Genomic DNA, 9,924 nt, shown 5'->3' with positions numbered 1-9,924 from the left:
TTACGCGCTGGAAGCGCGAAGCCACGTCTGCGACACCACCGACTCGAGCCCGAACCACCGGAGTCCCCTCCTGATGTCGAAAGCCACGCAACAGTGCGTGACGAACACGAACTACACCTCGCGTAACATACCCGAGATTTCGCCGTCAAGGAGTTTTCTCGCGCGGCAGCAGAAAACCGCGAGCCTTCATCAAGTCTATTTTGCAACGTTCGACCTCTGCGTCACCCGCCAACTTCGAGCAGCCACCCATTTTCGTGCTTTCGGCATTTCGTGCTTTCGTGATTCATCCCCCGCTTCCGGACCCGGCCGCAGGCAATCCTGGCAGGGAGAAGCTGGCGGAGTCCGAAACTCCGCCGCCGGTGTTCAGCGTCTGGCTGGTCATGCGGAAGCTCGCGCTCGATGACTGCGCGAATGCGGCCGGGGCAGAGACGAGCAACACCAATCCGGTCATCTGCGCGACACCAACCAGCGTCTTCTTCATTGTCCTTCCCCCTTCAAGTGCCAGGCTGAAGATGGAACGCCGAAAGCGATGCCTGACTCAATGCGAGGAGCGCCTGCGGCGGGCTCGCCGCACCATCGTTCTCCTGGGCGCGAAAACCAGCTACACTTGCCGCGTCATGGGCCGGCCCGGCGCTTCCCGAGGAACTGTTGGGCGAGGAGGTCGAGTAGCCATGTGGAAGGATCCGATTGTCGAGGAAACGCGCGCTGCCGGCCGGCAGCTCTCCGCGCAGGCAGGCGAAGACGTACACGCGTTCTTCGAACACCTGCGACGCGCGCAACAACGATACGCCGCCCGGCTGGTGGACAAGTTGGAAGTTCGTCCCCTACCCGATGCCCACATCCCTGCGCCCTCGCACGGCTCATAGGCCCCTTCGGTAGCGCGGCATCGTCGGCTTTCCCGTCATCGTATGGATGGAGTTGTTGCAGGGTGCGCGTGACCGAATGGAGCAGCAGCGCATCGAACAGCAGCTGGCGATCCTGCCCATCGAGCACATCCATGCCGATGACTCGCGCCGCGCGCCCAGCTGGTTTGCAGCCTACCGTCTCAGTCATGGCGTCGGCATGCTCGACTGGTTGATTGCCGCGTCGGCGCTCCGGAACCGCGGTGCCCATTTACACGTTCAACCTCAATCACTTCGCGCCAATCCCTGGCATCAAACGCCCGTCAGCCGTACGTGCGAGCGTCCGGCTGAAGGAGGCGTCGGCGAACGCGTTGGGAGTCGCCGAGAGCGCCAGCACCGCGTAGCCAGCGCCGCGAGCGTTGACGGCGCCCGGCCGGCGCATTAGGCTCCGCACCATGCGTGCTGTGGAATTCACCGTTGAGTTGACCGCCGAAGGCGTGCTGAGGCTCCCTCCCGAAGCTGCGGCGCAACTGCCGAAGACCGGGCGTGCCCGGATCATCGTCCTCACCGCTGATGACGTGGGGGCCGCGGAGTGGCGCAGCGCAGCCTACGAGCAGTTCATGCGCGACGACTCGCCCGAAGACGCCGTCTACGATACCTACTGAACGCGTGTTCGGCGAAGTGTACATCTGCCAGTTCCCGTTCACGTCGGGCACTGTCAGCAAGGCGCGCCCGGCGCTGGTTTTGTTCGACCTCCAGCACGACGCCTTGATCTGTCGCGTCACTTCGGCGCCGCGGAGCGGTCCTCTCGACGTACCATTGGCCGATTGGGCACAGGCTGGTCTGGCGAAGCCGTCGGTGGCGCGCTTGGACCGGCTGGTGACGGCCGAGAAGACCGTCCTGAAGAGGCGGCTCGGCCGCCTCACTGCCGCAGACGAAGCGTCCGTACGCACGACCTGGAACCAGCATATGCGTCTCTGAACCCCGGCCCCGCCCTGCACGCTGGCAGCCCGCGCTCCCGGCAGGACCAGCGGTTGGTGATCTTGCCCATCGAGCACATCGATGCCGATGACTCGCGCCGCGCAGCGAGCTGGTTTGCCGCGTACCGACTGAGCCACGGCATCGGCATGCTCGACTGTCTGATCGCCGCAGTTGCGCTCCGAACCGCGGTGCCCATTTACACATTCAACCTCAGTCACTTCGCACCCATCCCCGGCATCGACGCCCGTCCGGACACCGTTTCCGACTCCAGAGGCGTTGGCCTCGTGCATCGTGTGCATCCGCACCTACTGACAGCACTTCGCCCATGGCGTGCAAACGATGAAACTAGGATCGCCGTGGCAATGCCAGGTGTTGATGGCACTTGGATAGGACTCGCGAGCAGCACCGTTGCAGAAGCAGCCTCCCGCGACGAGTTCTTCACCAACGGCGCAGGACACCTCCTTCTCGTTACCTGGGGTGCCACTACGGAGAACGCAACTGTTGAACCCACCCGAGCTACTTCGAACCGCATACGCGGCGCTTGCGATCCGCCGCCGCGGTGTCAGCGCTTCTCCGTCCACTGTCACTTGCAGAAACCGCAGCGGCCCAGACGCATCCGAGGGCCCACCTTCGAACAAGTTCGCCGGCAGCGCCGTCACGCTACCCAGCAACACGTTGAACACGCCATCAGTCACCGTGACGCTCTGCGTCTCGCTCCACGGCGTGCCGGACGGGAGCTGGTTACCCCCGCTCTCGGCATCGTAGACCGCGAACTGCATCGTGAACGTGCCGTTCTTCGGAGTGCCGCTCGGGTCGGTCAGCCGGCCCTGGTAGTTGAGCAAGTTCGGCGCGTCGGCGGCGACGGTGTTCGCCAGCAGCGCGAGGGTAACTGCGATGATCCACGTGGGTGTTCTTTTCATCGTCTCACCTCCAGTCAGAGTCCAAAGTCCAAGGTCCAAAGGTCCAAAGCCTGCCCTGAACTACTATGGCCGAAAGCCTGCGCGCGGCGCACAGATTTCGGAGCCGCAGGAGCGGTTCGGGATGCACGTCCCCGCCCCCCCCTGGATGCCGGCTAGAGGACTGCCGGCATGTCGGTCCGGGCCAGGGTCCGTCATTCCCGCGAAGGCGGGAATCCATCCGGAGCCCCACCGCCCCTGGATGCCCGCCCCACGCCTTCGCGGGGGCAGGCTCTAAAGATTGCGGGCATGACGGAATACCCCTGTCGAGCTTTGGGTTGCGGGCGTCAGCCCGCGCTAGGCGCCGTCGAAGGGCACAAAGCATGCCGTGAGCACGGTCGAAGGGCTGAAAGCTGGAGAACCTGGCACCGTGCGAAGAACTCCTCGCGCAGAGACGCGGAGACGCGAAGGCGGGATCGGCAGCCCGGCATTGACCGCCGCGCACGAAACGTCATCGTGGCAAGGTCGATGATCTCCCGGTTCATGGTTTCCTCGAAGACCTTGTTGCAGCCGGTACGATGACGCCTGGATCGACGATCGCGCGGCCCCGATGCTCCGCGTGGCCTGCCAACCCGCGAGCGGCTCACGTATACGTACAGCGTGGAGTATGTCTTCGACTGGGATGTACGCAAGGCGCAGACGAATGCCCGCAAGCACGGCGTGACCTTCCGGCGCGCCACGGCCGTATTTCTCGATCCGCGCGCCGTTTCGATGCCAGACGAGGAACACAGCAATGACAAAGAGCGCTGGGTGACGTTGGGCCTGGGCGCCGCCGGCAGCGTGCTGGTGCTCGTCCACACGTTCACGCCGCTCGACGCAGCGCGGTGTCGCGTGCGCATCATTTCGGCGCGCCGGGCAACCAAGCAGGAAATGCAGCAGTACAACGAGGGAGCAGAATGAAGAAGCAATACGATTTCTCGAAGGGCGTCCGCGGCAAGTTCTATCGCCGCGGGGCGAGACTGAGGCTGCCGGTGTACCTCCAGCCGAAGTTGGAGGCGTTTCTCAGTCGGCTCGCAGAGCAGCAGCGAACCGACGTTGCCACCATTGTCAACGACTGGATTCGCCGGGACATCGAGCTGATCAAGTCGGTCGGTCGCTGAGTTCGCGGCACGGTCCGCCTCCGCCGAAACGTGCTCGGCCACGATTTCTACACCCCGATCCAACTTGGCTTCCGGGAGCATCACCAGGCGTTCTACGTGACGCCGCTCCCCTGATGGCCCGGACGCGTGCTGTTTCCGCACGAAGCGTTGCCCTTCGAACCGCAGGTGCAGCGGGCGATCCTGCCCATCGAGCACATCGATGCCGATGACTCGCGCCGCGCGGTGAGCTGGTTCGCATCCTACCGTTTCAGTCATGGCGTCGCATTCGCCTCAATCCCCCGGGCGTCGATGCCCAGCGCGGTCCGGATCACCCGGGGGCCTCGCCTGAGTGCGCGCCGTCGGCTATCGTCGGGCATTCAGAAAAGGGGCCTTCCATGACTCACGACGATGCCATCCGGCTGTTTGCCAAGACCCTGCGGAACCTCGACCAGTGGATGGACAAGGCCGCCGCGCTTGCGAAGGCCAAGTCCTTCGAGGTTGACGTGCTCGTTCAAGCCCGCCTGGCGCCGGATCAGTTCGCACTTGTCAGACAGGTGCAGTCGGCCTGCGATCAGGCGAAGTTCGCGGCCGCGTACCTTAGCGGCAAGCCGGCGCCGCCCCACCCCGATACGGAGCAGACCTTCGCCGAGCTACGGCAGCGGGTCCAGAAGTGCCTCAGCTTTCTCGACACCGTCCAAGCGCAGGATTTGGGCGGCTCCGAGGAGTGCAAGGTTTCTCCGCCCTGGCTCGGCGGCAAGTGGCTGCGCGGCGACGACTACATGGTACACGTTGCGATCCCCAACTTCTTCTTCCACGCAACCACAGCGTACGCCATCCTTCGCCACAACGGCGTCGATCTCGGCAAGATGGACTTCATCGGCTCGCTTCCGGTCAAGGACGGCTGAGGTCGCCATGATAGGCCGGCCCCGGTGGTCAGGCCTGGAAAGCGGGAATGGCGGACACGCCCAGGCGGGCGCGGTGGCCGGTCCTTGATGGAGGCCATGATCGATACGGCCCGGGTCCGCGTAGTTTTCAGCTCACCTTCCGCTGATTGACCGCGGCCCGGCCGCTCTCCTACACTGCGCCGTCATGCGTACTGCAGCAGACCCGATTGACACCTTCTGCGCCGGGCTCTTTCGCGGTCAGACCGCGCTGGTCACCGGCGGGGGGCGCGGTATTGGAAAGGCGATCGCGCTCGGCTTCGCCCGCCTGGGCGCGAACGTCGTCATCGCTAGTCGCAAGCCGGAGAACCTCAATCCGACTGCCGACGAGATTCGCGCCCTCGGCGGCCCGTGCTTGGCGCTGCCGACCAATATTCGCGAGACCGAGCAGGTCGATAGGTTGGTGCGACAGGCACTCGATCGTTTTGGCGCCATCGACTGCCTGGTGAACAACGCCGGCGGGCAGTTTCCGGCACGCCCGAGCGAGATCAGCGATCGCGGCTGGCGCTCGGTCATTGATCTCAACCTCAACGGCACCTGGAACCTGTGCAGCCGGGTGGGCCCGCACATGGTGGCGCGGGGGGCGGGCGCGATCGTGAACATCGTGCACATCTACTCCTTCGAGCGCGGCGCGGCCTACTTCGCCCACTCTGGTGCGGCGCGCGCCGGGGTGGTGAACCTGACGAAGTCCTTGGCCTTCTACTGGGCGCGCCACGGGGTGACGATCAACGCCCTGGCGCCGGGCACGGTTTCCACCCACGGCGTACGCGAAGAAGAGTTCAGCCGCGCCGAGCAGAGCGACTACGAGAGCGACGCGGTGCGCGACATCCCCACCCATCGCCTGGCGCAACCCGAGGAGGTGGCGGCGGTGGTGCTCTTCCTTTGTTCGCCGGCCGCTCGCTACATCAACGGCGCCACGTTGATCGCCGACGGCGCGCTCGCGCTCGGCAACTGGACCCCGATGTTCGATCCCGAAGTACCGTAGCCGGTGGCCGGGTTCAATTTCCTTCGCCGCCGCTTTCGGCTAAGGTGCCGCGCCGATGACTAAGGCCAATACGGGTCGGGCAGCGGCCGCCAGGCGGCGGGCGAATTCACCGCCGCAAGTCGGCCACAAGGCGTGGGCCGGGCGCATGAGCGAGCCGACGGACCAACTCGTCGATGCCTTCAGCAGTTCACTACCGGTGGACCGCCGGCTGGCGTTTCATGATCTCCAAGGCAGCATCGCCCACTGCCGTATGCTCGGGCGCCAGCGCATCATCAAGCCGCGTGAGGCGGCGCGCATCGTCAAGGCACTGGCAGAAATCCGTGGGGAATTGCTGGCCGGCCGCATGGCGCTGGCCGCCAGCGACGAAGACATCCACATGGCGATCGAGCGCCGCTTGATCGAAAAGCTCGGCCCGCTCGGCGGCAAGCTGCACACCGCGCGTAGCCGCAACGATCAAGTGGCCACCAGCTTCCGCCTCTATCTGAAGGACGCGATCACGTTGCTCAATGCCGAGCAGCGCGGCCTGCAAGAGGCGCTGCGGGAGCTGGCAAACCGCCACCTCGGCGTGATCATGCCCGGCTACACCCACCTGCAACCGGCGCAGCCGGTGCTCTTCGCGCATCACTTGCTCGCCTACGTCGAGATGTTGCAGCGCGACCGCGAGCGCTTTGCCGCTTGTTACGCCCACGTCGACGTGCTGCCGCTCGGCTCGGGTGCGCTCGCCGGCACCACCTTCCCGATCGACCGTGCCTTCGTGGCGCGCGAACTCGGTTTCTCCGAAGTCAGTGCCAACAGCCTCGACGCGGTCAGCGACCGCGATTTCGCGCTCGAGTTCCTCGCCGCCGCAGCCCTGCTCGGCATGCATCTGAGCCGCCTGGCGGAGGAGATCGTGCTGTGGGCCTCGCAGGAGTTTGGCTTCATCGAGTTGCCGGATCGCTTCGCCACCGGCAGCTCGATGATGCCGCAAAAGAAGAACCCCGATGTCGCCGAGTTGGTGCGCGGCAAGACCGGCCGCCTCTATGGCAATCTGATGGCCTTACTGACGGTGATGAAGGGGTTGCCGCTGTCGTACAACCGTGATCTGCAAGAGGACAAGGAAGCGGTCTTCGATAGTTTCGACACCCTCAGCGGGAGCTTGAAGATTTTCACCGCCATGGTGCCACATCTGCAAATCAACGCCGAGCGCATGCAGCGAGCGGCCCAGGCGGGCTTCACCCTCGCCACCGAGTTGGCGGACTACCTCGTTACCAAAGGCGTACCGTTCCGCGACGCCCACGGCGTGGTGGGCGCGGTGGTGCGCCACTGCCTGGAGAGCGGCCAGACGCTGGAGCAACTCGAGGTCGCCGAGCTGCGTCGCTTTGCCCCCGAATTCGCTCCCGACGTGCGCCGCTGGCTGACGCTGGCCGCCGCCGTCGACCGCCGCCGCGCCCGCGGCGGCACCTCCATGCGTAACGTCAGGCGCGAGCTCAACAAGAAGCGGCCGTGAGCTGCGACATGACGGCGCGGTGGACGATCATCCCGTTGGTGGCGCTGGCGCTGGCGGCCTGCGGCCGCAAGGCGCCGCCCAAACCACCTGAGTTCGTGGCGCCGCGGGCGATTACCGACCTACAAGCCACCAACGGCACCGACGGCGTCGTGCTGGTGTGGAGTCGGCCGCGCCGGCACGCCGACGGTACGACCCTGGCCAACTTGGGTGGCTTCGTCATCGAACGTGCGGCGCTCGATCGGGCATCGAGCTTCCAGCCGCTGACCACGGTGCAACTGGCGGATCGCGAGCGCTTCCGCCAGACGCGCAGCTTCCGTTACCTCGATCGCGAGCCGGCAATCGGTAGCACGTACACCTACCGGATCATCGCTTTCACCGACGACGGTTACTACAGCGAGCCCTCAAACAGCGCATCGCTCACGCGGGAGCTGCCGCCACCAACCCCGGCCGGCGCCGCGGCAGCGCCGGCGCGGCAGTGAGACGGGCACGCCCAGCCATGGCGAGCCATCTCGATACCAAGCGCGAAACCGCACGGGCTTTCTTCAACTTCCTCGAGCGCAGCCTGGCGGCTGACGAGGTCATGGCCGACAAGCAATGTGTGCGTATGATTCTGGAGAAGGCCGCGGACGAGGCGCGCGCTCAACGCAAACGCTTCAACCGCGACGCGGCGTTTCGCAAGTTGCTCTTCGGCAAAATCGATGAGGCACTGCTCGCCTGGTGCGCCAAGCGCGAGATTCGCGCCGACCCCTTCATGTGTTTCCGTTACGGCGGCGAGGAACGCGGGCCGACACAACACGAGACCGCCCTCGGACTGGCCAAACCGGCGATTGACAGGACCTTCGCGAGGCTGCGCGAAGCCGCGCCCGAGGTGGCGGACCAGTCGCGGGTCTTCAGCGCGCCGACCAAAGCGCCTGCGCCCGATTTCCGCCTGCAGCTGCCCTTGCCCTTCGGTGCCGCCGGCGAGGTGATCTACGGCGATGCCGGCGCGGATCTGGCCAGCGGGATCTATCGCACGGCGATGTACGCGGCTACCGGCGGTGACGTCTCCCGCGGCTGGCGCTACGATTGCGGCTTGTTGATCTTCTATTCCGCCGAGCGGCTGCGCTCGGTGCTCGGTGCCGAGCTGTGGCAAGCGTGGCCCGAGGTCCAAGAGCGCGTCTGGGAAGCCGCCCGCGTCTGGACCCTGGCGTTGTAACAACCGGTTTCGTCGCCCACGCCTTACCCCAGCCGCGTCCCGACGCTGAGGCCGTTTTCGGCGGCAAAGGCCGCGGCCGCAAGTTTCTGATCGCCGCAGCGCACGCGCTTGGCCCGAATCCCACCACCGTCGGCGCCGATGAGCACGCCCTCGGCTGTCACCGCCTCGACCACCCCCGGGCGAAAGGTGCCGGCCACACACCGGGCATCGTAGAGGCGGAGCTTGTGGCCGTTGAACAGCGTGTACGCGCCGGGCTGCGGGTCACAGCCGCGGATCAGGTTGTACACTTGGCGCAGCGGGCGCGCCCAGTCGATCGCCGCGTGCTCGTCACGGCAGAGCGGGTCGTAGGTTGCCAGGCTTTCGTCCTGCGCCACGCGCGGCGCGCTGCCGGCGGCGATCAGTTGCACCGATTCCATCACCGCCTCGACACCGACGGCGAACAGCTGGTTGAAGTACAGCGAGCCGGCGGTGTCGTCAGGATCGATCGCCGCCGTCTTCTGCAACAGGATCGGGCCGGTATCGATGCCCGCGTCAACCCAGAAGACCGACACACCGGACTGAGTCTCACCCTTGATAATCTGCCACGCAATCGCGCTGCCGCCGCGGTATCGCGGCAGCAACGAGGGATGGAAGCAGATGCTGCCCAAGCGAGGAACTTCGAAGACGCTCTGCGGTACGATCTGCGTCACGTAAGCCAACACCGCCAGATCGGCAGCGAGCTCCTGAAACTCGCGCCGCACTTCGGCCCGCTTGAGCGACTGGTGCTGGCGCACGGGGATATCGAGCGCCAGGGCGCGGGCTTTCACCGGATCGGGTTTGGCACCGGTATCGGGCGGGCAGTAGACCGCGGCTACCTGGTGACCGTCTTTGCGCACACCATCAAGCACCTTTTCCGCGAAGGCCGCTTGGCCGATCAAAATTATGCGCATGATCCCTCCGACACAAGGCTTCGCAGAGCTGTAGCCACCCGCGTCGCCACTGAATGCACGGCGGCCTCACTTCGCAGCAGGGCGTTGTTCAGCTCCAGCTCGAGATAACGCAGGCCGTGGCGCTGGCCGTGGCTGCGGGCGCTGAAGATCAGCCCATCGAGCCCCGAGTACGGCTGGTTGTAGCGCACGCGGAAGCCGCTGCCGGACAACTCGCGCCCGAGCCGCTCGGCCGCGGCCGCGTGCAGGTCGAACAGCACGCCCGCATCGAAGCGGCGCTCGCGGCCGTTCAGCAGCGGCGTGAAACTGTGCACGCTGAACAAGAACGCTCCCGGCCGCGCGGCCAGCACCTCGTCGACCGCGTCGTGGTACGGCTGATAGAAGTCGCGAACGCGGAGTTGCCGTTCCGCCGCGTCCACCGCCGCATTGCCGGGAATCGGCACGCCGTGACTCTCGGCTGCGATCAGATCGTGGTCATCGAGAGCACGATTGCAGTCGATCACCAGACGCGACACGCCGGCCAGTACCGCTGG

14 protein-coding genes are annotated in these 9,924 nt (G+C 65.7%); 11 read left to right on the top strand and 3 right to left on the bottom strand.

Translation table 11 applies throughout. The features are described 5' to 3' along the window. Nucleotides 1-283: 283 nt before the first annotated feature. Nucleotides 284-481: a hypothetical protein gene (locus tag HY699_08275; GenBank protein ID MBI4515797.1), complete on the bottom strand. Its 198-nt coding sequence runs from the start codon at nt 479-481 to the stop codon at nt 284-286. Nucleotides 482-671: 190 nt separating this feature from the next. Between HY699_08275 and HY699_08270 the strand changes: the two genes are divergently transcribed. The 4 genes from HY699_08270 to HY699_08255 all read left to right on the top strand — a co-directional run bounded on the left by HY699_08270 (nt 672) and on the right by HY699_08255 (nt 1,823). Then, nucleotides 672-866: a hypothetical protein gene (locus tag HY699_08270; GenBank protein ID MBI4515796.1), complete on the top strand. Its 195-nt coding sequence runs from the start codon at nt 672-674 to the stop codon at nt 864-866. Nucleotides 867-942: 76 nt separating this feature from the next. Then, on the top strand, nt 943-1,287 hold the full coding sequence (locus HY699_08265) for a hypothetical protein (protein ID MBI4515795.1): 345 nt from the start codon (nt 943-945) through the stop codon (nt 1,285-1,287). Nucleotides 1,288-1,297: 10 nt separating this feature from the next. After that, on the top strand, nt 1,298-1,507 hold the full coding sequence (locus HY699_08260) for a hypothetical protein (protein ID MBI4515794.1): 210 nt from the start codon (nt 1,298-1,300) through the stop codon (nt 1,505-1,507). 4 nt (nt 1,508-1,511) lie between these two features. Continuing rightward, entirely contained in the window at nt 1,512-1,823 is a 312-nt protein-coding gene (locus HY699_08255) for a type II toxin-antitoxin system PemK/MazF family toxin (GenBank protein MBI4515793.1), read from the top strand. Between the two features lie 305 nt (nt 1,824-2,128). On the opposite strand, the gene HY699_08250 is transcribed toward HY699_08255, so the two are convergent. Further along, the gene (locus HY699_08250; GenBank protein ID MBI4515792.1) at nt 2,129-2,743 is read right to left on the bottom strand and encodes a hypothetical protein; all 615 of its coding nucleotides are present in this window, start codon (nt 2,741-2,743) and stop codon (nt 2,129-2,131) included. A gap of 636 nt (nt 2,744-3,379) precedes the next feature. Between HY699_08250 and HY699_08245 the strand changes: the two genes are divergently transcribed. The 7 genes from HY699_08245 to HY699_08215 all read left to right on the top strand — a co-directional run bounded on the left by HY699_08245 (nt 3,380) and on the right by HY699_08215 (nt 8,465). After that, nucleotides 3,380-3,679 carry a BrnT family toxin gene (locus HY699_08245; GenBank protein ID MBI4515791.1) on the top strand — a complete coding sequence of 100 codons (300 nt, stop codon included), beginning with the start codon at nt 3,380-3,382 and terminating at the stop codon, nt 3,677-3,679. After that, the gene (locus HY699_08240; protein MBI4515790.1) at nt 3,676-3,879 is read left to right on the top strand and encodes a hypothetical protein; all 204 of its coding nucleotides are present in this window, start codon (nt 3,676-3,678) and stop codon (nt 3,877-3,879) included. The genes HY699_08245 and HY699_08240 overlap by 4 nt, the downstream gene beginning before the upstream one ends. 374 nt (nt 3,880-4,253) lie before the next feature. Further along, on the top strand, nt 4,254-4,763 hold the full coding sequence (locus HY699_08235) for a DUF1993 domain-containing protein (protein ID MBI4515789.1): 510 nt from the start codon (nt 4,254-4,256) through the stop codon (nt 4,761-4,763). Between the two features lie 184 nt (nt 4,764-4,947). Further along, entirely contained in the window at nt 4,948-5,784 is an 837-nt protein-coding gene (locus HY699_08230) for an SDR family oxidoreductase (protein MBI4515788.1), read from the top strand. Nucleotides 5,785-5,839: 55 nt separating this feature from the next. Further along, nucleotides 5,840-7,270, top strand: a complete 1,431-nt coding sequence (gene argH / locus HY699_08225) for an argininosuccinate lyase (GenBank protein ID MBI4515787.1) — start codon at nt 5,840-5,842, stop codon at nt 7,268-7,270. After that, nucleotides 7,267-7,749 (top strand): hypothetical protein, encoded by a 483-nt coding sequence (locus tag HY699_08220; protein MBI4515786.1) that lies wholly within the window; start codon nt 7,267-7,269, stop codon nt 7,747-7,749. Before argH ends, HY699_08220 begins: the two co-directional genes overlap by 4 nt. Continuing rightward, the gene (locus tag HY699_08215; GenBank protein MBI4515785.1) at nt 7,746-8,465 is read left to right on the top strand and encodes a hypothetical protein; all 720 of its coding nucleotides are present in this window, start codon (nt 7,746-7,748) and stop codon (nt 8,463-8,465) included. The genes HY699_08220 and HY699_08215 overlap by 4 nt, the downstream gene beginning before the upstream one ends. Nucleotides 8,466-8,488: 23 nt before the next feature. On the opposite strand, the gene HY699_08210 is transcribed toward HY699_08215, so the two are convergent. After that, nucleotides 8,489-9,394, bottom strand: coding sequence for a methionyl-tRNA formyltransferase (locus HY699_08210; GenBank protein ID MBI4515784.1), 906 nt, complete (start codon nt 9,392-9,394; stop codon nt 8,489-8,491). Nucleotides 9,395-9,924 lie beyond the last annotated feature (530 nt).

The organism is Deltaproteobacteria bacterium, from assembly GCA_016210005.1.
Lineage (GTDB): Bacteria > Desulfobacterota > Binatia > HRBIN30 > JACQVA1 > JACQVA1.
This window is presented reverse-complemented; position numbering and strand designations above follow the sequence as displayed.